Source organism: Streptomyces sp. NPDC043867 (assembly GCF_056435845.1).
Genome location: NZ_JBWKDS010000003.1, coordinates 146,273 through 166,563 on the forward strand (window position 1 = coordinate 146,273; position 20,291 = coordinate 166,563).

Annotated in this window: 18 protein-coding genes and 1 pseudogene; 8 read left to right on the forward strand and 11 right to left on the reverse strand. The window is 71.2% G+C overall.

Going from position 1 to position 20,291, the window contains the following annotated elements:
• Positions 1–94: 94 nt before the first annotated feature.
• Complete coding sequence (locus AC069T_RS04200; RefSeq protein WP_478781241.1) at positions 95–532, reverse strand: nuclear transport factor 2 family protein; 438 nt, start codon at positions 530–532, stop codon at positions 95–97.
• 199 nt (positions 533–731) lie between these two features.
• Here AC069T_RS04200 and AC069T_RS04205 point away from each other — a divergent pair, with 199 nt between their 5' ends.
• The gene (locus tag AC069T_RS04205) at positions 732–1,508 is read left to right on the forward strand and encodes a cyclase family protein (protein ID WP_478781242.1); all 777 of its coding nucleotides are present in this window, start codon (positions 732–734) and stop codon (positions 1,506–1,508) included.
• A gap of 61 nt (positions 1,509–1,569) precedes the next feature.
• The gene (locus AC069T_RS04210; protein ID WP_478781243.1) at positions 1,570–2,280 is read left to right on the forward strand and encodes a class I SAM-dependent methyltransferase; all 711 of its coding nucleotides are present in this window, start codon (positions 1,570–1,572) and stop codon (positions 2,278–2,280) included.
• Between the two features lie 15 nt (positions 2,281–2,295).
• Here AC069T_RS04210 and rfbA read toward each other — a convergent pair whose 3' ends face one another.
• Complete coding sequence (gene rfbA, locus AC069T_RS04215; RefSeq protein WP_478781244.1) at positions 2,296–3,177, reverse strand: glucose-1-phosphate thymidylyltransferase RfbA; 882 nt, start codon at positions 3,175–3,177, stop codon at positions 2,296–2,298.
• 129 nt (positions 3,178–3,306) lie between these two features.
• Here rfbA and AC069T_RS04220 point away from each other — a divergent pair, with 129 nt between their 5' ends.
• Complete coding sequence (locus tag AC069T_RS04220; RefSeq protein ID WP_478781245.1) at positions 3,307–4,416, forward strand: DegT/DnrJ/EryC1/StrS family aminotransferase; 1,110 nt, start codon at positions 3,307–3,309, stop codon at positions 4,414–4,416.
• Positions 4,417–4,444: 28 nt separating this feature from the next.
• Here the strand turns inward: AC069T_RS04220 and AC069T_RS04225 are convergent, their stop codons facing one another.
• From AC069T_RS04225 to AC069T_RS04235, 3 genes and pseudogenes are all read right to left on the reverse strand, one after another.
• Positions 4,445–4,819 carry an antibiotic biosynthesis monooxygenase family protein gene (locus AC069T_RS04225; RefSeq protein WP_478781246.1) on the reverse strand — a complete coding sequence of 125 codons (375 nt, stop codon included), beginning with the start codon at positions 4,817–4,819 and terminating at the stop codon, positions 4,445–4,447.
• A gap of 121 nt (positions 4,820–4,940) precedes the next feature.
• Positions 4,941–6,278 carry an AAA family ATPase gene (locus AC069T_RS04230; protein WP_478781247.1) on the reverse strand — a complete coding sequence of 446 codons (1,338 nt, stop codon included), beginning with the start codon at positions 6,276–6,278 and terminating at the stop codon, positions 4,941–4,943.
• A gap of 223 nt (positions 6,279–6,501) precedes the next feature.
• Positions 6,502–7,116: pseudogene (locus AC069T_RS04235) on the reverse strand (AfsR/SARP family transcriptional regulator); the annotation flags it as partial.
• 755 nt (positions 7,117–7,871) lie between these two features.
• Here AC069T_RS04235 and AC069T_RS04240 point away from each other — a divergent pair.
• Genes AC069T_RS04240 through AC069T_RS04250 form a run of 3 tightly spaced genes read left to right on the forward strand, consistent with a single transcriptional unit; the run spans position 7,872 to position 10,668 of the window.
• Complete coding sequence (locus AC069T_RS04240) at positions 7,872–9,164, forward strand: beta-ketoacyl-[acyl-carrier-protein] synthase family protein (RefSeq protein WP_478781248.1); 1,293 nt, start codon at positions 7,872–7,874, stop codon at positions 9,162–9,164.
• 23 nt (positions 9,165–9,187) lie between these two features.
• Positions 9,188–10,393, forward strand: coding sequence for a ketosynthase chain-length factor (locus AC069T_RS04245; RefSeq protein WP_478781390.1), 1,206 nt, complete (start codon positions 9,188–9,190; stop codon positions 10,391–10,393).
• Positions 10,394–10,407: 14 nt separating this feature from the next.
• Positions 10,408–10,668: an acyl carrier protein gene (locus tag AC069T_RS04250; RefSeq protein WP_478781249.1), complete on the forward strand. Its 261-nt coding sequence runs from the start codon at positions 10,408–10,410 to the stop codon at positions 10,666–10,668.
• Between the two features lie 300 nt (positions 10,669–10,968).
• Here AC069T_RS04250 and AC069T_RS04255 read toward each other — a convergent pair whose 3' ends face one another.
• The 3 genes from AC069T_RS04255 to AC069T_RS04265 all read right to left on the reverse strand — a co-directional run bounded on the left by AC069T_RS04255 (position 10,969) and on the right by AC069T_RS04265 (position 12,689).
• On the reverse strand, positions 10,969–11,478 hold the full coding sequence (locus AC069T_RS04255) for a hypothetical protein (RefSeq protein WP_478781250.1): 510 nt from the start codon (positions 11,476–11,478) through the stop codon (positions 10,969–10,971).
• A 66-nt stretch (positions 11,479–11,544) separates the two neighbouring features.
• Entirely contained in the window at positions 11,545–12,243 is a 699-nt protein-coding gene (locus tag AC069T_RS04260; protein ID WP_478781251.1) for a hypothetical protein, read from the reverse strand.
• Between the two features lie 5 nt (positions 12,244–12,248).
• Positions 12,249–12,689 carry a hypothetical protein gene (locus tag AC069T_RS04265; protein ID WP_478781252.1) on the reverse strand — a complete coding sequence of 147 codons (441 nt, stop codon included), beginning with the start codon at positions 12,687–12,689 and terminating at the stop codon, positions 12,249–12,251.
• A gap of 76 nt (positions 12,690–12,765) precedes the next feature.
• Here AC069T_RS04265 and AC069T_RS04270 point away from each other — a divergent pair, with 76 nt between their 5' ends.
• Positions 12,766–13,386, forward strand: a complete 621-nt coding sequence (locus AC069T_RS04270; RefSeq protein WP_478781253.1) for a hypothetical protein — start codon at positions 12,766–12,768, stop codon at positions 13,384–13,386.
• 235 nt (positions 13,387–13,621) lie between these two features.
• On the opposite strand, the gene AC069T_RS04275 is transcribed toward AC069T_RS04270, so the two are convergent.
• Genes AC069T_RS04275 through AC069T_RS04285 form a run of 3 tightly spaced genes read right to left on the reverse strand, consistent with a single transcriptional unit; the run spans position 13,622 to position 18,380 of the window.
• Entirely contained in the window at positions 13,622–15,004 is a 1,383-nt protein-coding gene (locus AC069T_RS04275; RefSeq protein ID WP_478781254.1) for an MFS transporter, read from the reverse strand.
• Positions 15,001–17,010 (reverse strand): PEP/pyruvate-binding domain-containing protein, encoded by a 2,010-nt coding sequence (locus AC069T_RS04280; RefSeq protein ID WP_478781255.1) that lies wholly within the window; start codon positions 17,008–17,010, stop codon positions 15,001–15,003. Before AC069T_RS04280 ends, AC069T_RS04275 begins: the two co-directional genes overlap by 4 nt.
• A complete protein-coding gene (locus tag AC069T_RS04285; RefSeq protein ID WP_478781256.1) occupies positions 17,007–18,380 on the reverse strand; it encodes an ATP-grasp domain-containing protein in 1,374 nt (457 codons plus the stop codon). Before AC069T_RS04285 ends, AC069T_RS04280 begins: the two co-directional genes overlap by 4 nt.
• A gap of 432 nt (positions 18,381–18,812) precedes the next feature.
• On the opposite strand from AC069T_RS04285, the gene AC069T_RS04290 reads away from it, so the two are divergent.
• Positions 18,813–20,120 carry a PAS domain-containing protein gene (locus tag AC069T_RS04290; protein ID WP_478781257.1) on the forward strand — a complete coding sequence of 436 codons (1,308 nt, stop codon included), beginning with the start codon at positions 18,813–18,815 and terminating at the stop codon, positions 20,118–20,120.
• The last annotated feature ends 171 nt before the right edge of the window (positions 20,121–20,291 follow it).

The window sequence follows — 20,291 nt, forward strand, 5'->3', positions numbered from 1 at the left end:
ACCACCCCCACCCCCACCCCCCCCACCCCCCCCCCCCCTCCCCCCCCCCCCCCCCCCCCCCCCCCCCCCCCCCCCCCCCCCCCCGCCATTCCCCTCAGGGCCGGTCGTCGCGGGTCACGTACCGTTCGCGCACCCGCCACTCCCCGTCCTCGACGACCAGGACGTCGTCACACACGCACATCAGCAGCAGACGCGGTGCCTCGTCCCGCCGGGTCGCCACCACCTGCACGTACGAACGCACCCGCACAGAGCCGTCCGGTCCGGGGTCCTCCACCGCGGCCGTGGTCAGCAGGTGCCGACGCACCTCGCCCTCGGCGGCGAGTTCCGTGTGCGCCGACCGGACCCCGTCCGCCAGGGCGGCCCGCCCGCGGACCGGCTGGGGCAGCGACGGCGGCGCGAACAGGCCGTCCTCGGTGAAGGTGGCTGCCCACGCCTCGGCGTCGCCCGAGTCCAGCAACTGCATCTGCCGGGCGTGGAACCGCTGGATGTCGGCGCACAGCGACGCGTACGCCGGGCTGACGGTCTCGCTCACGGATCTCCCTCCTCGCCCGCCGGTCGCGGGCCGCTGACGCCGATGCTCGCGCGGCCCCTTGGAACCGGCCTCGTGCTCCGACGGGCCCCGCCCTCCAGCCCGGTTCGAGCGGTACTCCAGCCCCGGCTCCAGCGGTGTTCCGGCCCCGACCGGGAGGATGCCGACCCTGAACACGGCCCCGATCCCATGGAGGTGCGCCGTGAGGCTCATCGACCTGTCCTCGGCGGTGGACGCGGCGCTCTGGGAACCCGACCCCGTGGAGCACCACGTCCTCACTCCCCGCGCGGGCGCCCTGCACATGAGCGAGGAGATGCAGACCCACTTCGGCATCTCCTTCGACCCCGAGGAACTGCCCGACGGCGAGTTCCTCTCCCTCGACCGGGTCACGCTCACCACCCACAGCGGCACCCATGTGGACGCGCCGTCCCACTACGGTTCGCGAGCGGGTTACGGCGACGGGGTGCCCCGGCACATCGACCGGATGCCGCTGGACTGGTTCCTGCGGCCCGGCATGGTGCTGGACCTCACCGACGCGCTCACCGGCGTCATCGGCGCGGACCGGCTGGAGAAGGAGTTCGCCCGCATCGGCCGCACCCCGAGCCCGATGGACATCGTCCTGCTGCACACCGGGGCTCAGCGTCACCGGGGGACCGAGCGGTACTTCACCGAGTTCGCGGGTCTGGACGGCCCTGCCGTCCATCTCCTCCTCGACCTCGGCGTCCGGGTCATCGGCACGGACGCGTTCAGCCTGGACGCCCCCTTCGGCGACATCATCGCCCGCTACCGGGCCACGGGGGATCGTGACGTGCTGTGGCCCGCGCACATGATCGGCAGGGACCGCGAGTACTGCCAGATCGAACGGCTGGCCAACCTGGAGGCGCTGCCCGGACCGTACGGCTTCCAGGTCTCCTGCTTCCCGGTGAAGATCGCCGGCGCCGGTGCCGGCTGGACCCGGGCGGTCGCCCTCGTCGAGTAATGAGCCGTCCGGCACCCGGTCCATCCGTGCCCGGTCCCGGGCCCCTATCCGAAGGAGGCCGATGTTCGGCCACGACCTGGCGGACGTCTACGAGCTGGTCTATCGCGCCCGCGGCAAGGACTGGGCCGCCGAGGCCGCCGAGACCACCCGCCTGATCAGGAACCAGTTGCCCGCCGCCGACTCCCTGCTGGACGTGGCGTGCGGCACCGGCGCCCACCTGGAGGCCTTCGGCGGCCTCTTCGCCCATACCGAGGGCCTCGAACTCTCTCCGGCCATGCTGGAACGCGCCGCCGGCCGGCTCCCCGGCATGCCGCTGCACCAGGGGGACATGCGCGACTTCGACCTCGGGCGCACCTTCGACGCAGTGGTGTGCCTGTTCACCGCGATCGGCTATTTGAGGACGGTCCCGGACATGCGGGCGGCGGTCGCCGCCATGGCCCGCCACCTGAGGCCCGGCGGGGTGCTCGTCGTCGAGCCCTGGTGGTTCCCCGAACGGTTCCTCGACGGATACGTGGCCGGCGACCTGGCGAGCGACGAACACCGGACGGTCGCCCGGATCTCGCACTCGACCCGTGAGGGCCGCACCACGCGGATGGAGGTCCGGTTCGTGGTCGGCGAGGCCGGGGGCATCAGGGAGTTCACCGAGGTTGACCTCCTCACCCTGTTCACCCTGGACGAGTACCTGTCCGCCTTCGCCGACGCCGGGTGCCCGGCGCAGTACCTCCAGCCGGAGTGGACAGCGCGGGGACTCTTCGTCGCGCGCCGCCCCTGAGGCGTCCGGGGACCCTCACACGGAGGAGGGGTGTTCACCGGCGATGGCCATCACGTAGCGGCCGTAGTCCGAATTCCCCAGTCGTGCTCCCAGCCGGTGACACTCCTCCGGACTGATGAAGCCCCTGCGCAGCGCCACCTCCTCGACGCAGGCGATCCGCACCCCTTGCCGCTCCTCCAGGGTCCGTACGTACTGGGCCGCTTGGAGGAGCGACTCGGGGGTCCCGGTGTCCAGCCACGCGAAGCCCCGCCCGAGCTCCCGCAGCCGAGCCCGGCCGCGCTCCATGTACATACGGTTCAGATCGGTGATCTCCAGCTCGCCGCGCGCCGAAGGGCGCAGGGCCGCGGTCCGTGCCACCACGTCGTTGTCGTAGAGGTAGAGACCCGTGATCGCGCGGTTCGAGCGGGGCCGTTCCGGCTTTTCCTCGATCGATATCAGAAGTCCGTCGCCGTCGGTCTCGCCGACCCCGTACCGCTCGGGATCATGTACCTCGTAACCGAACAGCAGGCACCCGTCCAAATTCTCCCGCTCTTTTCTGAGCACCTCGGAGAAGGAATGTCCGTGGAATATATTGTCACCCAGCACCAGGGCCACGGAATCGTCCCCGATGTGGTCGGCGCCGATGACGAAGGCCTCCGCGATCCCGTTCGGCTTGGGCTGCTCCGCGTAGTCGACGCGGAGCCCCAGATGGCCGCCGTCACCGAGCAGGCGCCGGAACTGGGGCAGGTCGTGGGGGGTGGTGATGATGAGGATGTCCCTGATGTCCGCCAGCATCAGTACCGAGAGCGGATAGTAGATCATCGGTTTGTCGCCGACCGGCAACAGCTGTTTGGAAACGGCCAGCGTGATCGGATACAAACGACTTCCCGTGCCTCCTGCCAGAATGATTCCCTTCATGGGAACAATGCTATCCAGGCGGTATCTCCACCCACAAGCAAGAGAATCCCAGGTCGAGGTGCAATCGAGCTGAATACGAGTTCGATCCGCTGAAATCTATGTCCATCCGAGCGGAAATGGAGAATGCCTGTGACCATTCGTGTATGGGGATATCTGGACGAGTATGAAACGGAACGCGAGGAGATTCTCGACGCGGTGGACACGGTCTTCGGCTCCGGTCGGCTGGTCCTCGCTGACAGCGTCCGCTCGTTCGAGGAGGAGTTCGCCGCCCGGCTCGGAGCCCGGCACTGCGTCGGCGTGGACAACGGCACCAACGCCGTCAAACTCGGCCTGGAGGCCCTCGGGGTGGGACCCGGGGACGAGGTGATAACCGTCTCCAACACCGCCGCCCCGACCGTCGTCGCCATCGCCGGAACTGGCGCCACCCCGGTCTTCGTCGATGTGCGCGAGGACTACCTCATGGACGTCTCCCAGGTGGAGGCCGCCATCACCTCGCGCACCCGCTGCCTGCTCCCGGTCCACCTCTACGGTCAGTGCGTCGACATGGCGCCCCTGGAGGAGCTGGCCGCTCGGCACGGCCTGGCCGTCCTCGAGGACTGCGCCCAGGCCCATGGTGCCCGTCACCACGACCGTGCGGCCGGGACCATGGGCAACGCCGCCGCCTTCTCCTTCTACCCGACGAAGGTCCTTGGCGCGTACGGCGACGGCGGCGCGGTCCTTACCTCCGACGAGGAGGTGGACCACAGGCTGCGCCGACTGCGCTACTACGGCATGGAAGAGCGGTACTACGTCACCGGCCTGCCCGCCCACAACAGCCGCCTCGACGAAGTGCAGGCAGAGATCTTGCGCCGCAAACTCCGGCGTCTCGACCAGTATGTGACGCGCCGTCGGGCGATCGCCCGACGGTACGCCGAAGGGCTCGGTGACACCGGCCTGGTCCTCCCGCGGACGGCCCCGGGCAACGACCACGTGTACTACGTGTACGTGGTGCGCCACCCGCGCCGGGACGAGATCATCGAGTCGCTCCGGGAACGAGACATCGAGCTGAACATCAGCTACCCCTGGCCGATCCACACGATGACCGGCTTCGCGCACCTGGGCCAGCGGGAAGGCTCTCTGCCCGTCACCGAGCGGCTGGCCCGTGAGATCTTCTCGCTGCCCATGTACCCCTCACTGACCCCGGAAGCGCAGGCCAAGGTCGTTGAGGCCCTCAGAGAGGTTCTCGAGACCCTGTCCTGACGGCTCGTCCACCGGACGTGGCGGCGGCTCAGTCCTCGCGGGCCTCGGCCGCCGTCACTGACAGGCGGGCGGTGAAGAGTCCATTCCTGCTCCGGCTCAGCGCCCGCAGCGCGGCGGCGTGCGGACCGAAGCCGGGTTGTTGCACCGCCCGCCGGAACGAGGTCCGGTCGGCCCACACGGCGAGGTTCACGTAGCCGGCCGGGTCGTCCACCTCCCGCAGCAGGCTGTGCCGGACGAAACCGGGCTGCCGTGCCATGAAGGCGGACGTCCGGGCGAAGACCTCCTCGAACTCCTCGGGCGCCCCGTGGACGGTGAACCTGTTCACGAAGGTCACCTCGGGACCGGTGCCGACCTGGCCGGCGTCGCTGACAACGTTGGACTCCTGCTGTTCGCCGCTCGGCATGGGCAGGGCCACCCCTCTGCTCGTCGTCTTCGTCCGACACTCGCGGACGCGTGCCGGGGAGCCTGGCAGCGGCTCGTCGAGGACGTCTCGACACCGGCTGACCACCGGCCGGGAACCCTGCTCACCTGGCCCCCACCTCCTCGGCCACGGGCGGCGTCACGAGCGTCTCCTCCAGGCGCTCCTTGGCGTAGGCCCGGGTCAGCCGGTCGAAGCGGTACCGGCCGGTGCCGTCGGCGCAGCGGTCCGTGGCCAGCAGGTGATGGTCGGCAAGGGACTCCAGGACGGAGTCGAGCTCCCGCACCGGGCGGCTCAGCAGTTCGGCCGCCTGCGACGCGGTGAAGGGCGTCTCGCCCAGCATGCTGAGCAGCCGGAAGGCCCCCTGTTCCTGGTGGTTGAGGGCCGCGTAGCTCGCCGCGAACCGGGAACGCACGTCCAGCTCCCCGAGCCGGGCCACGTCGAGGATCCGGGGTGTGGCCTCGAGCCGGTCGGCGAGCGCCGACAGCGAGAGTCCCGGCCCCGCCGCGAGTCTGCCGCCCACGCACCGCAGGGCCAGCGGGTGACGGCCGAGCAGCTCGATGGTCCGGTGCGCGGCCTCCGGTTCGCGGTCCACCCGCTGCCGGCCCGCCAGTACCGCGAGGATCTCCAGGGCCTCATCGGGGGAGGGTGCGCCCAGCTCGACGCGCTCGGCCTCCACCAGGGCGGTCATGCGCCGCCGACCGGTGACCAGCAGCGCGCAGCGCGGGTCGGCCGGCAGCAGGTGCCGGATCTGGGCCGAGGACGCCACGTCGTCCAAAAGCACCAGCACTCGGTGCCCGGCCGTACGGGACCGGAACAGTGCTCCGCACTCCTCCAACCCCTCCGGAATGCGCGAGCTCGGGACCTCCAGGGCCCGCAGGAAGCCCCGGAGCACCTCGGAGGGGTCGCGCGGCTCGGCAGAGGAGCCACGCAGGTCCGCGTAGAGCTGTCCGTCGGGGAAGTGCGGGCGGAGGGTGTGCGCGACGTGGACGGCCACCGCGCTCTTGCCGACACCCGGCGGGCCGGTCACGACCCCGATGTGGGCCGCCGTGCCGTCGGCGGCTGGTCCGCCGGGCGCGCGCAGCGCCCTCTCCAGTTCCTTGAGGACGTCGTCGCGGCCGACGAATCCCGCGAGTCCGGCCGGCAGTTGCGCCGGTGTCCCGATGGACTCCCGTACGGCGACCTGTGAGGGCAGCTGGTCGGGTACCAGGGGGGGACCGGCAGAGGTGCGGGGCTCGGGAAGGCGGGGTGCGGGTGGGGGCCCTGGAGGGGAGATGGGTTCGGTGGGGGGGGGGGGGGACAGGGAGGGGGGGGGAGTGTCCCCACGCGGAAAGAGGGGGGGGGGGGGGGGGGGGGGGGGGGGGGGGGGGGGGGGGGGGGGGGGGGGTGGTGGGGGGGGGGGGGGGGGGGGGGGGGGGGGGGGGGTGGGGACCCTCCCCCCCACCCCTCCCCCCTCCCCCCCCCCCCCGAACCGGCGGTGGCGGGGGAGCGAAGGTCTCGGGGGTCTCGGGGGAGCCCTCCGCCGGGGGGCCGGCCTGCAGAAGAACGGGGGCGGACCCGGGCCTCGGCCGGCGCGGGGAATCCTGGGGTGCGGCCGGGGAGTCGGAGAGCAGGGTGTACTGGAGACGGGCGAGTTCCTTGCCGGGTTCGAGGCCGAGTTCGTCGATCATCTTCTGCCGCAGGCTCTGGTAGACCTCCAGTGCCTCATGCCGCCGCCCGGACCGGTGCAGAGCCAGCATGAGCAGTGCATGGAGGTGCTCGTGCAGCGGATGGGTCAGCACCAAGGCCTTCAGTTCGCTGATCAGTTCGCGGTGCCGGCCGTTCTCCAGGCCGGCCTCGATCCGCAGTTCGAGGATGCGGAAGCGCAGCTCCTCCAGCCGAGTCACGTACGAGAGGAGCCGCCCTCCGGTTTCGACGTCGGCGAGCGCGGGTCCGCGCCACAGGGCCAGAGCTCGCTCAAAACATGCCAAAGCCGCCGTGGTATCGCCCTGTTGGAGAAGTTCCTGCCCTTCGTCCGCCTGCTTCTCGAACAGGCTGACGTCCAGACTCGACGAGGGAATGGTGAGGCTGTATCCACCCGGCTTCGTCCGGATCAGGTTCCCGAGGCCCTGCCTCAGGAGAAGCTTGCGGAACTTGTAGATGTACGTCTGCAGGGTGGTCACCGCGCTCGGTGGCGGGAGTTCGGGCCACAACTCGTCGATAAGCTCGGACGCCTGCACCACGGTGTTGTGCCGCAGCATGAGCAGACATATGACCTGCCGGGGCTTGGGTGCGGTCGGCATGATGTTTCGGCCATCCCAGAGGATTTCGACGGGACCTAATAATCGGGACTCCAAGATGTTTCCTCCCGTTTCCGCTGAGTCGCACCGCACGTGTGCCCCTCGCCGTTGACAGACCACCTCGCCTTCACGGTAGGTCCTTGAAATCGACTGGTCAACGCCGGGACGGGGTGCGGAGGAGACTCGATGAATCACTGAAGAACAAGAAGAATGTCCACTTTGCCGGACCTTGACTCGTCACCCGGGAAAAGTTCCCGTAAAGCCGCGACCGTCGAGGACTGGCGGATATTCGATTCCGCCACGACCACCCGTCGACCCTCTATCCGGCAGGCGCCAACTGGCGGGTTGCGCCCTTGGCCTATGCCGGAGGCCGATGCGTGCGGGTATCTCTTCCCGCCACCCTCGGCGGGTTGATCGCCCTTCGGGAGGACCTCCGAAACCGATGAGCGTGGTCCGGCCGCATGGCCGATTCCGGTAGATTGGCCGGTCCGCGTGCTCGTCCGGCACCACCCGGCGCCCCGGCTCCAGCGTTCCTCCAGCAAGATTCGAACGCAGGCGCGGCTCTGCGGCGCTCCCGGCCGGCCCGCCCGACACGGTTCTGCCGCCCGTGTCAAGTCTCTCCGTGCTCCTCCAATCACCATTGAGTCGAATACTAGCTATTCCGCGCACGCTCGCCCCGTGGACATTTCCGATGTGAGTGACACAGGGCTCTGCTCCGCAAAGAACAGGGTCAAGGGCGCCGGTGTGGGGGGACGCGGATGAATACAGCGACAAATCGCCGTGCGGTCATCACGGGTATCGGAATCGTGGCTCCCGGTGCCATCGGCGTGAAGCCGTTCTGGGACCTTCTGACGGCGGGGCGCACAGCCACCCGGGCTATCACGGCTTTCGATCCCGGGCCCTTTCGTTCCCGAATAGCTGCGGAATGCGACTTCGACGCCGCTACGGAGGGTCTCACGCCCCGGGAGATTCGCCGGATGGACCGGGCCGCGCAATTCGCCGTGGTCGCCGCACGTGAGGGAATCGAGGACAGCGGGATCGACCGCGAGGCCATGGACGGCTCCCGAATCGGGGTGGTCCTCGGCAGTGCGGTCGGCTGCACCACGAGCCTGGAGAACGAGTACGCCGTCGTCAGCGACAGCGGCAGCCGATGGCTCGTCGACCACGCCTACGCCGTCCCCCACCTCTTCGACTACTTCGTGCCCAGCTCCATCGTCGCCGAGGTGGCCCACGACCGCATCGCGGCGGAGGGGCCGGTTTCCCTGGTGTCGACCGGGTGCACCTCGGGCCTCGACGCGGTGGGCCGGGCGGCCGACCTGATCGCCGAGGGCGCAGCCGACGTGATGGTGGCAGGAGCCACCGAGGCGCCCATCTCGCCCATCACCGTGGCCTGTTTCGACGCGATCAAGGCCACGAGCCCCGACAACGACCGACCGGCCGAGGCCTCCCGTCCCTTCGACCGCACGCGCCGGGGCTTCGTCCTCGGTGAGGGAGCCGCCGTCTTCGTCCTGGAGGAACGGGAGCACGCCCGCCGCCGTGGCGCCGAGGTGTACGCCGAGATCACCGGATTCGCGTCCCGCAGCAACGCCTTCCATATGACCGGACTGCGGCCCGACGGCAAGGAGATGGCGGAGGCGATCAGAGTCGCGCTCGCCGCCGCCCGTACGGATCCGTCCGCGATCGACTACATCAACGCCCACGGCTCGGGCACCAAGCAGAATGACCGCCACGAGACCGCGGCCTTCAAGGCAAGCCTCGGGGATCATGCGTACCGGACCCCGGTCAGCAGCATCAAGTCGATGATCGGCCATTCGCTGGGCGCCATCGGCTCTCTGGAGATCGCCGCCTGCGCCCTCGCCATCCGCCACGACACGGTCCCGCCCACCGCCAACCTGCGTGAGCCCGATCCCGAGTGCGACCTGGACTACGTACCCCTGGAGGCCCGTTCCCTGCCCGTCGGAAACGTCCTCACGGTCGGCAGCGGATTCGGTGGCTTCCAGAGCGCCATGGTGCTGTCCGGACCCGACGTGCAGGGCAGGGCGGCGGCGTGAACACGGACACGGTCGTCACCGGCATGGGAGTGCTGGCCCCCACCGGCCTGGGCCACGACGAGCACTGGAAGAACACCCTGAGCGGCACCTCGGCGATCGGCCCCGTCACCCGGTTCGACGCCGACGGCTACCCGAGCCGGCTCGCGGGTGAGGTAGCCGGCTTCGTCCCGGAGGAGCACCTGCCCAGCCAGCTCCTGCCCCAGACCGACCACATGACCCGGATGGCCCTCGTCGCCTCCGACTGGGCCCTCGCCGACGCCGAGTTCGACCCCGCCCTGCTCCCGGAGTACGGGGTGGGCGTCGTCACCGCCGCCTCGGCGGGCGGCTTCGAGTTCGGCCACCGCGAGCTGCAGAACCTGTGGGACCGGGGACCGAAGCACGTCAGTGCCTACCAGTCCTTCGCCTGGTTCTACGCCGTCAACACCGGCCAGGTCTCCATCCGGCACGGGCTGCGCGGCCCCGCCGGCGCCCTGGTCACCGAACAGGCAGGTGGCCTCGACGCCCTTGGACAGGCCCGACGGCAGCTCCGCGGGGGACAGCCGATGGTGCTCGCCGGAGCCGTCGACGGCTCTCCCTGCCCCTGGGGCTGGGTTGCCCAGCTCAGCACCACCAGGATGAGCCGGGAGTCCGATCCCGCCCTCGCCTACCGACCCTTCGATGCCGAGGCCGCCGGATACGTGCCCGGAGAGGGTGGAGCCCTGCTCGTCCTGGAAAGCGAGGAAGCCGCACGGGCGCGGGGCGCACGCCGCCGGTACGGACGGCTGGCCGGCTACGCGGCCACCTTCGACCCGCCGCCCGGCTCGGGCCGCCCCGCGAACCTCGTACGGGCCGCGCAAGCGGCCCTCGACGACGCGCGGCTCGGGCCTGAGGACATCGACGTGGTCTTCGCGGACGCAGTGGGCACCCCCGAGGAGGACGCCGTCGAGGCAGACGTGCTGCGCACCCTCTTCGGCCCCCACGGAGTCCCGGTGACCGCGCCCAAGACCATGACCGGCCGGCTGAGCGCAGGAGGCCCGGCCGTCGACGTTGCCACCGCCCTTCTGGCGCTGCGTGAAGGCGTCATCCCCCCGACCGTCCATGTTTCACGACCACTGCCGGACCACACCCTCGACCTCGTGACCGCCCCGCGCATGGCCCCGCTCGCCACGGCACTGATCCTCGCGCGAGGACAAGGGGGCTTCAACTCGGCCCTGGTCGTAGCGGGCCCGCGCCGGCCCCCCACCCCCTGACAGGAGACACGGCGATGACCGATCAGCTGACAACGGACAGGCTCATGGAGATCATGCGCGAGTGCGCCGGTGACGAGGAGGCGATCGAGACCGATCGCCTTCCCCAGGACGTCGAGTTCGCCTCGCTCGGCTACGACTCCCTGGCCATGCTGGAGACGTTGAGCAGACTGGAGCGGGAGTTCGGCGTGGCCATCGACGAGGAGAAGTTCGCTGGAGCCACAACCCCGGCCGAGCTCACCACCCTGGTCAACCGCATCCTCACCGGAGCCGGCTGACCCGGGGGCCGCCCGGGCCCGGGGTCCGTCCCGGCCGTTGCCGGCCTGCGCCCGGGGACCGCGTCAGGACGGGAATGAACCAGACACCGTCGTCGCGACATGGGTGGAGCCGGCGGGCTGCGGCTGGCGAGCGCCGGGTCCCCCTGCAGAGGTACAGGCACATCCCGAGCAGAGCGGGTGCGCAAGCGTCCCCGCGCTCAGCACCGTCTTGCCCTCGCCCGGGTGAAAGCCGCCGATCTCCAGGCCGGCCTGCCGGCTGCCGCCTCGGGGCCGGACAGCCGTGGATGGTGTGCTTCCTCCTCACGGGTCGCCGTAGAGCATCGTGACGTTGATGCGCAGGTTCTCGTAGCCGGGCCGGAAGCGGATGGCGTCCGAGGCGTGGAAGAGGTCGGAGTTGAAGATCACCGCCCGGTTCTGCCGGTAGGGGATGGTCATGCTGCGGGCCCGCCGGCGTCGCAGGAACGGATGGATCAGGTCCTGGCGGCCGTTGTAGGTGTCGAAACCCCAGGACAAGGGGGCGTCGATGTCGTGCACCACCAGACCACCCGAGTGCTCGTCGGCGTTCGCGTCGTCCGGAGTGACCCAGGAGTTGACGTTGACGGCCGCGAAGTCCGCGTGCGTGGTGACGTCAGCGGGCACTTCGGGGCCGCACTTGAAACCCCACATCTGGCGCAGCGGGTACCGGTCGCCGATGAGCCGGGGCAGGGCGTCCCGCAGCTCCTCGGCGATCTGCATGAGCAGCGGGCAGATGAACCCGTCCTGCATGATCGCGCCCAGCCGTCCGTGGGCGTAGCGGTTGCCCGACCACACCGTCGACTCCAGACAGAACCGGTACTTCGGGGATCGGCATGATAGGGGAGGACACCTTGCCGCCGGTCAGCTCGCCCAGCGCCTCCTCGGTGAGGAAGTCGTCCACGTACACCACGCCGGGTGCGTTCGACAGGTACTGCTCCTCGACGGTCGCGGGATCCCAGCGCCGGGACAGGGCCCGCGCCACGCGCGGTGTGTCGCGCACATGCAGCAGGCGGTTGTAGGTGTCGGCGACACCCAAGTCGGCGTCCAGGGACAGGGTTTCGCGGCTGCGGGACCTCTGGCCGCCAGCCGGTCGCGCACGGCTCGGTAGGCGTCGATGACCCGGCTGTACTCCGTGCCCAGCACACCCAGGCGCTGGAGGTGGTGCATCTGGTCGATGTCGTGCTGCAACTTGGGAACGCTCAGGGGGACGGCCGAGCGCTCGGCCGGATCGGAAAAGGCGCCCCAGCGCAGCTGGGCGAAGAGCGAGCCACACCCCTCGGCGAGCGTGAAGTCACCTTGCTCCAAGGCCGCCTTGAGCACGTCCGGCGCCCACGCCAGGCCGTCGGCACCCGTGCGCATCTCGTCACGCAACAACGGCAGCGCCTCGTCCCGGCGCCCCAGGGCGACCAGCAGCAGCGCCAACTCCTCCCGGGACGACCCCTCTTCGGGGTCGCCCCGGAAAGAGTTGCCGAGAACACGCGCCGCGTCCTGCGCACGGCCGGCGACCACAGCTTCCCTCGCGCGGGCGACCACCGATCCGGCGTCCCACGGCGGGCCCACGCGGATCATCCGAACCGGAAGGCGTCGCGTGCCCGGAGTTCCACGGCGCAGCGGGCCAGCCCGTTGAGGGTCACCGCGGCGTACGAGGGCACGAAGTGCGCGCTGATCGCCTGGTCACCGTCCGCCTGCTGGACGTGGACGAAGGTGGTCCAGGTGATGGACGTCACGAACGGGGTGGTGCCGCGGGCCTGCATGCCGACGTTCTCCTGATCCGCCCCCGGATCCCCGGCCCCGCTGCCGTCCCCGTCGCCGCAGAGGGTGTGCGCGACATGGAGGTTGATGAAGTAGTGCAGCAGCTCATCGGTGAGCCCGCGGATTCCGGTTTCCGCCACGCAGCCTTCCAGCAGGGCGGCCACGACGTCCTGGCCACCGTGGGTGACGGTCGCCTCGCAGAAGTCGGCGAGGAACTGCCCCGCGGTGGGCACCTCGTCCGTGTGGTGGTGCACGTACGCGCTCCCCCCACCGCTGGGCCCTCCGCCGGATACCGTGTCATGTCCGCGGCAAGAGAAGGTGAAGGGTGATATGGCCTCCAACAGTTCGGTCCGTGCGCGCCTCGCGCTGGGCGCGGTCCTGGTGTCGACACTGCTCTGCGCCCCGGTGGCTGCGGCCGCCCCCGGGACCGCGAGCACAGACCCGGGCACCGCCCGCACTGCGCCTGCCGGCAGCGAACACACCTGCCCCGTCGTGTACTTCGACCTGGGGGAGACCCTGGTGCACACCGCGGACGACGGCAGCACCGCCTACCTGAGCGGCGCCGCCTCGTATCTGCGGACCCTGCGGGAACGCCACATCAGGGTCGGCCTGATCACCAACGTCCCGCCCTCCTGGGGCACGACCGACGCCGAGCGTGCCGCCCGGCTGAAGGAGGAGGTCGACGCGGTGTGGCGGGGCCCGGTGCCGTTCGCCTGGGAGGACTTCGGCGACCGGATCCGCACCCCGCGCACCGAAGCCGAACGCAAACCCTCTCCGGTCCTGTGGCAGCGCGCGAAGGCCGACTCGGGCCGCTGCCGAGTCGTCTACCAGGCGGAGACGGCCCAGGAGGTCACCGTCGCCTCCTCGCTGGGCTTCGTGGCCTACCAGGTCGGCCGGCCCCACCGGCCCGCGTTCCTGCCGGCCGGGCTGGTCGAACTCCTCGGCCGGTAGTGGCCCGGTAGTGGCCCGGCAGCGGCGCTGACGGACGTCCACGCCCAGAGCCCGCGGTCGTCCGCCCCTTTCCCGCCCGGTGCGTACGACCGCGGGCCGACGTCGACGCCGACGTCGACGCCGACGCCGACGCCGACGCCGACGCCGACGCCGACGCCGACGCCGACGTCGGCACCGACGCCGGCACCAGGGCCAGGGCCACGGATCCGACCGCGGCCCACAAGGCCTCCTCCGGTCAGCCGGGAAGCCGGTCCGCAGCCTCCGGGCCGCCGTCATCCGTACTCGCGGCCCCGGTACTCGCGGCCCCGGTACGGCCGGCGTCCGGAGCCGGCACCACCTGCTCCCCGCGCCGGTCCCGCGCAACCGCCCCGCTGCGCACGAGGAGTTGAAAGACCCCGAGCAGCACCGCCGTCGCCAGCGCGCTGTGCCACAGCAGGGCGTCCAGGTGCCCGGCCGACAGGTACGCGCCCGCGGCGATCGCGGCCAGTGCGCACACCGCGCGGTCCACGATGCTCTCGACCGACAGCAGCGTGGCCCGCGGGGCGTGTGCCGGCACCGCGTCGTTGACCAGTTTGCGCTGGACGGGGAACGCGAAACCGGTCGCGGCGGCGAACAGGCAGAGCAGCACGACGACGACCCACGGCCCGCCGAGCGTCATCGCCGCCAGGGTGCCCGCGAGCGCGAGACTGAGGACGGACACCCAGGCGACCGGCGGCAGCCGGCGGCTCAGCCACTGGGGGCGGGCCGAGGCCAGCGCCTCCGCCACCGTCATCGCGGCCAGCACCCCACCGTGCGAGGCCTCGGCGATGCCGTGGTCCAGCAGGATCGGCTGGAAGAGGTTGACCTGGCAGATCCGGGACAGCGTGAACACCGCCACGCCCTGCACCATCACCAGGGCCAGCCACCGCGAGGAGGCGACACAGCGCAGCGCGGTACCCGCGTCCCGCAGGAACGCGCCGCCCCGCCGTCCCCCGTCGGACCCGCCGGAACCCGAGCCCGCGCCTGTTCCCGCGAGCCGGGGCAGCAGCACGGTGCAGACGAGGGAGCCCGCCGCGCTCGCGGCGCTGAGCACGTACGGCGCCGGGTGGGCGAGGGCCATCAGCGGCCCGACCAGCGGCCAGCACACCACTTTCGCCGCCAGTCCCAGGGCCCGTGCGGTGCCCTCCGCCCGCAGATAGTGCTGATCGCACCGCTCCGCCCGCAGCCCGTCGTACAGGTAGGCGCTCGCCGCTCCGGAGGTCAGTGACCGGCCGGCGGCGATGGCCAGGAAGTGCAGGAGGAAACCGGTGTAGGAGGCGCTGACGACCGGGACCAGGTTCGCCGCCGTCATGACCACCGCTCCGGCCCGCAGGCAGTTGCGGGTGCCGATCCGGTCGGCGATCAGCCCGGTCGGGATCTCCAGCAGGCAGAAGGCCACGTAGTAGATGCTCTGGATGCCGAAGATCTGTCCGTCCGAGAGGCCGGCCGCCTTCTGGTAGGCGTAGAACACCGGCATCCACCACAGCAGGTTGAACAGCAGCTGGAAGCCGTAGTTGAGCCGGATGATCCGGCGGGCGGTGTCCGTCGGGCCCGCGGTCGCCCCCGTGCCGGGGCGCGGTGGGCCAGGACGCGTCCTCACAGCGCGTAGGGGCGGATCTGGACCAGCCGGAAGTCGCCCCGCTCGGTCATCAGCCACTCGATGTCCAGCGGCTTGTCCACGTCCTCCCCGCTGAAGTGGGACTGCAGGAGCCGTCCGGTCAGGGACAGGTCGGCGAGCCGGGCGCGGGTGGCGGCGGGCAGCCCCTCGCCCCAGGAGCCCAGGGCGACGGTGCGGCCGCCGCCCTCCACGGTGTTGTACAGGTACTGCTGGGGCAGGACCGAGCCGTCGACCACCTGCTCGGGGGAGCCGGGGGAGCAGTTGAGGTAGACGTTGCGGAAGTCCTCCCGGCGGGTCGGATCGCAGGTCACCAGGACACCGCCCAGAACGGCCGGCACGTACTCCTGGATGATCACGCCCATGTAGGTGTCGTCGAGGGAGATGCCGACCTGGTGGCGCAGCCGCACACTGCGGGGTGAGACCAGGGAGGCCCACACCTGGCGTACGGCGTCCAGGAGTTCGCCGGTGCCGTGGACGGTGGTGACGGAGTCGTAGACGCCTGCCGCGGAGAACCCCGGGAGGTCCTCGGCGTTGGAGGAGGAGCGCACCACCAGAGGTCCGCGCGAGACCGTCGCGGCGGGGAAGGCCTGGTCGATCTGCCGGGTGACCGCCTCGGGGACAGGCGTGTGCCGGATCAGGTGCTGCAGGTGCAGGCAGAGCGAGTCCAGGACGTCAAAGGCATCGAGTTCGAGCGCCAGCTTGAGTTTGCCGATGCCCTGCTGGAGGACGGGAGAGGAGGCGAGGAAACGCTGCTGGAGCGCGAAGGGAACCGCGACCCCCTCCGGAGCGCTGACCGCGTCGGCGACGAACTCGGTTGCCCTGGCGCGCAGTTGTCCGATGGAGGGCGCACTCAGGCCGAGACGGGCCGCGAGGTGCCCGTAGAGGTCCTCGCGCGGCGGCCGGGGCCGTCCGTAGAAGGACGTCAGATCCGCCGTACGGCTGTCGAGCACATGGTGCAGCTCGCCGAGGTTGGCCGCCTTGGTGCCGTAGCGGTCACGGTCGGCGCTGCGCAGCCGGTGCAGGGACAGCACGGGGGCGTCCTCGAGCAGCGGCGGTTCGAGGCGGATGCGCTGCTGATGCCAGGCCGGGGCCCGCAGGTCGGGTTCGTGATCCAGCCGCCGCAGGGATATCTCGTCCTCGCCGACCCGGTAGCGCACCCACGCGCCGTCGAGGCCGCCCTGCTCGACGAGCTGCTCCAGGTCCCGCACGATCGCGTTGGGGATGCCCCAGCCGGAGGCGAGGACATTGGTGTGCGAAAGCGGCGTGATCGGCGCGGTGTTGACGAAGCCGGCGACCCGCGGCACGTCGTCGGGCAGGCACGGCATCGCCACGATGTCCGACCAGCCCAGGCCCGCCTCCGCCGCCGCGTACTCCTGGTGCGTACGGAAGAACCGCAGTCGCCCGGTGGCCTCGCCGGGGTTCAGCGGCGTCCGCTCCCGGGACCCGAACAGCTCATGGCTCAGGATGCGCGGCACACGCTGTTCGCTGATCGCCGACAGCTCCTCCTCCTGCCCGTGGTTGGCGGGCTTGAGCAGCAGCGGCAGCCTGCTGTCGACCCGCGCACGCACGAACTCGTAGAAGAATCGCAGCAGTTCGCCGCGCATGGTGTCGGCCTCGGTCGTCTCCAGAACGAGAAACAGCCGCTCGCGGCCCTCCGGGTCCTGCTCGCTGTGCAGGGACAGCACACCGAGCAGGAAACGGCGCCCGGGGTCGGTGTAGACGGAGGCGTTGAACGCGTCCAGATCCTCGTCCAGCGCGGTGAGGTCCATCCCCAGCACCCGGGTGGCGACGTAGTTGACGTGGAAGGGGTGCGCACTGGTGTCCAGCACGTGCCAGGTGTTCTCCACACGGTCGACGACGACCTTGAGATAGGGGTGACCGGCCAGCACCCCCGACAGCGTCCGGAACAGAGGCAGGGAGAGGTTCTCGCCGACGACCGTGCGGTCCGTGGCCGGCTCGGCGGCACCGGTGACCAGCGGGGCGCTCATGCCGGGACCTCCTCGCACCGCGCGGCGGGCAGCACCCGCGGCAGGGCGTCCACCAGGGCCTCGAAGTCCCGCAGCACCGTCTGCGGGTCGGCGGCGAACAGCAGACACAGCGCCGCCATGGTGTTGGCGCCCGCAGCCGGGTCGTAGACCGGTACGAGGCTGCCGTCGGCCAGCGAACTCTCCGCCACCACCGACAGCTCACTGCCCCGGCTCAGCGGCACCTGCGAGGCGACCACGGGAAAGTCCCAGACCCTGCGGTCCCGCCAGGCCTCGCCCCGCCCGTCGACCGCGAGGACGACCAGGGAACCCGCCGCACCGCGCGCCTGCGCAGGCGTCAGAGCCTGCTCGGGCCAGGCGACCGGCCGCCCCAGGAGGTGATCGACGAGCATGCCGATCAGATCCAGCCCGAAGACCTCCTCGATCTGCGGCACCGTCATCGCACCGCCGAACCGGGCAGCCGTCTCGATCAGCCACATGCTGCCGTCCGGACCGAGCTTGATCTCGGTGTGTGTCCCGCAGTCGCGCAGGCCCAGAGCGTCGACGGCGCGACGGGCCAGCGCCACGACCCGGTCCTGCGCGTCGGGGGAGAGCAGGGCGGGGGTGATGCCGGCGCGCTCGGTGAACGGCTCGATGGTGGGCATCCGGCCACTGAGGCAGACGGGATGGAAGACACCGCCTGCCACGACACCCTCGACACTGAGGTAGTCGCCCCAGCCGGGCTCCTCGAACCAGTCCGCGGCCGTACCGCTGACGATCTCCTCCACCACGAAGTCCGCATCGGCCTGGGCGACATGAAGCTCCGCGAATCCCAACCGGGCCGACTCCGCCATGACTTCACGCGAACGAGCCCAGGCGGCGGACGCCTCACCGGGGGAGTGAATGATCTGGTGCGCGGTGGACCCCGCACTCCAGGCCGCCTTGAGCAGCAGCGGGCAGGACAGGGAATCCACCGCCGCATGCAGGTCCGCCTCCGTGGCGACAGCACGGAACGCGGGCTGCGGCAGACCGTACTGCTCCCAGGTGCCGCGCATCAGCCGCTTGTCGCGGGCGAGTTCGACGGCGCGGCCCGCGCCCGCCAGACCGAGCTTCTCGCAGGCCGCGGCGACGGCCACGACCGCGTACTCGGAGAACGTGAGCACCGCGTCCGCGTCCACCTCCCTGGCCCGCGCCACGATCAAGGACACCAGGTCGGAGCATCCCGCGTCGCCGGGCGTCACCACCGAGGCGCACAGTCTGGCGGCGGCCCCCGTCACGGCAGGCGGAAGAGCGCTGAGCGCCAGCAGGTGCACATCCGCCTTCGCAGCCGTCCGCGACAGGACATGGCCGAGCGGCGTACCACCCTTGGCATGCACCAACAGCACCGTGCTCACAGAAATCCGTCTCCATTCACCCACTCGGTACGGACCCTTGCCCGCACCGCTGGTGCGGTGACGGGCCCGGGGAACATCGCGTGCGGTGAACGCCGGAAGCGTGTTCGCCCGCACACTCAAGGGGACCAGGCGGCACCCGCCTCCAACCCCGCACAGGGCGCCCGCGGTTCAGGCAAACGCCTGAGTCGCACAGCGTGCCGGGCCGCCCAGCACGATCTGCGCGTACGCGCCGAGTCCTGCGGAGCGGGCGAAGCCGCGCCCCGGCCTGCGTACGCAGCCGCGAACCGCCCCCGCACCCGCCCGTGGAGCAGCCCCTCGGCCCACCGTCCACTTTCGGCACTTCGGCCGGGAACGGAGCTTGTGCCGGACCGTGCGGGATATCCAACGTCAGGTGACTGTGCGTCAGCCAGTCGTATACGGACGGAGACCGCTGTGGACGATCCCAGCCCCAAGACACTGCTCGAGCACCTCCCCGTGGTCCGGGAGGAAGCCGACGAGCCGCGGCAGGCACGGGAACGGAGAGGCGACGCCTTCACCGGCCCGGACACCGCACAGCGCCTCCCGGACCGGACCCGCCCAGAACCCGCAACTCCCGCGCGCCGGAGCGACGATGGCCGACGGCAGCCCCCCGCAGGCAGCCGCACCCCCGTCGACAGCCGCTCCCTCGACGTCGTCCGGCACCATCCCGAGCACCGCGCCCGCCCTTACGCGACAGAACCCGACACCCACGCCGCGGTGCCCCGCGGCTACACCGCCTTCGCGGACCTCGTGGCCCTCGCCCCGGCCGCCGCCTTCATCCGGGACCGCCACGGCCGCTACCTGTGGGCCAACCACGCCTACGCGCACCTCTACGGCACCGTCCCCCGGCAACTGGTCGGCAAGTACATCGAGGACTTCGACACTCCCGCCGAGGCCGACCGCTTCCGCGCCCTCGACCAGCAGATCCTCACCCGGGGCACGCCGGTGCGCCACACCCTGCGCTACCGGCGCCCGGACGGCAGCACGGGCCGGGCGTTCGGCCACCGCTTCCCGGTACGGGAACACGCCCGCACCTGCATCGCCGGGATCTACGTGGACATCACCGACCACCTGCGCGCCACCGCCCAGCGCCAGGAGGCCGAGGAAAACCTCAGCGCCCTGCGCGACCACAGCGGACTGCCCTGCGCCCTGCTGTCGGCAAACGGGCGCGTGATCCAAGCAAGCGCGGCAGCCGCGGAACTCTTCCACCTCAGCCTGCCCGACCTGGTCGGCCGCCGCGCCCACACCCTGCTCGCCCCCGGGCCCGCCCCCGGCCTCGACACGCTGCACCACCGGTGGAACAGCCTGATAGCCCGCCGCACCCGGCGCGTGGAGACAACCGCCCTGCTCGTCGACCCCCAGGGGCTGCAGCGCCGCGCGGAGCTCCACCTGACGACAATCGGCCATTCCACCAGCCGGGCCCGCCACGTCTGGGCCGTCGTCACCCACCAGAGCCTCGCCCACGAGGCCCACCCGCCGCTCACCGCCGCACAGCTCCGCATCCTGTCCCTCCTGGCCCAGGGCAGCAGCAACAGCGACATCGCCACCTCGCTGAAACTGTCCCGGCAGACGCTCGACTACCACCTCAGCCGCCTGCGGCAGCTCCTGGGCGCCGCCACCCGCCCCGCGCTCGTCGCCCGCGCCTACGTCCTCGGCATCCTCGCCCCCCACGCATGGCCCCCACGCTCCGCCACGGCGGCCCACCCACTCAGCACGGCCTGACCTGCACGGCGGTGTGCAGCACGGCCAGGATCCGCCAGCGGCTGCCGGCCCGGTGTCCGTGCTCGGCCCGGGGGGCCGGCATGGGGGGGGGGGGGGGGACGGCTCTTTGCTTGAAAGAAGAGGGAAGGATGCGCAAGGCCGCCACCCAGACTACCCCCTCCCCCCTCCCTC